This window comes from Neisseria sp. P0021.S007, assembly GCF_051956855.1.
Genome location: NZ_JBQCXA010000238.1, coordinates 1 through 906, shown reverse-complemented (window position 1 = coordinate 906; position 906 = coordinate 1). Strand labels below are relative to the sequence as shown.

Here is a 906-nt window from a genome sequence, read left to right as displayed (position 1 = left end):
GTCTATGACGGCTGGTACGGCATGTTCAGCATTTTTATTCCGGTTTACGGCTTTTTGATACTGCCGATTATTGCCAGCCTCAGCGGCCAAACCGCGCATTTTTTGGAACGCGCCGCCAAAACGCAATGGATGGCGATGATTTGCATCTTCTGTCTGTCCCATGTTCCGGCGCTGATGTTTCTAGACTTGGACGGCTTCGATAATAGCAACAATATTCTGTTGCTAATCTTCCTGATTGGCGTGGTGCAAGTATCGGATGTATTGCAATACGTTTGGGGCAAACTGATTGGCGGTGCAAAAATCATGCCTTCGCTTTCGCCGTCAAAAACCATTTCCGGCACTGTCGGCGGTATTCTGTCGGCCACAGCCATTGCCGCGCTAATGGCGCCGATTACGCCGTTCTCCCACGGCCAAGCGGCCGTTATCGGCTTTATCGTCTGCCTGATGGGTTTCTTTGGCGGCCTGGTTATGTCTGCTATCAAACGCGATTACGGCGTCAAAGACTGGGGCAATATGATACGCGGCCACGGCGGCATGCTTGACCGCGTGGATTCGATTTGTTTTGCCGCACCCGTGTTTTTCCACATTACCCGTTATTTCTGGAACGGCTAAACTTCAGGCCGTCTGAAAGTTATTTTCAGACGGCCTTGAATACTCGAAACTTCCAGCCCTGCCGATTCGTTATACAATACGTAACCATTGTTATTACATACACACAACATGAATAAACCCTCTCCAATCTTTCCCATTTTTCTTGCTGCAATTATCTTCGCCCTTATTGTTTGGTCAGGCATTAATCCTCATGACCGTGCAGTCTGGTACGCCGAAATCATCCCCGTAGCATCCGTATTCTTCCTCCTGGTTGCCACTTACCGCATTTTCCGCTTCAGCAACTTGGCCTACTTA

Annotated in this window: 1 protein-coding gene and 1 pseudogene; both read left to right on the top strand. The window is 49.3% G+C overall.

The features are described 5' to 3' along the window. On the top strand, positions 1–612 hold a 612-nt coding region (locus ACTHUR_RS12515; protein ID WP_440398808.1), incomplete at its 5' end, for a phosphatidate cytidylyltransferase. A 108-nt stretch (positions 613–720) separates the two neighbouring features. After that, positions 721–906 (top strand): annotated as a pseudogene (locus tag ACTHUR_RS12510) (DUF2238 domain-containing protein); the annotation flags it as partial.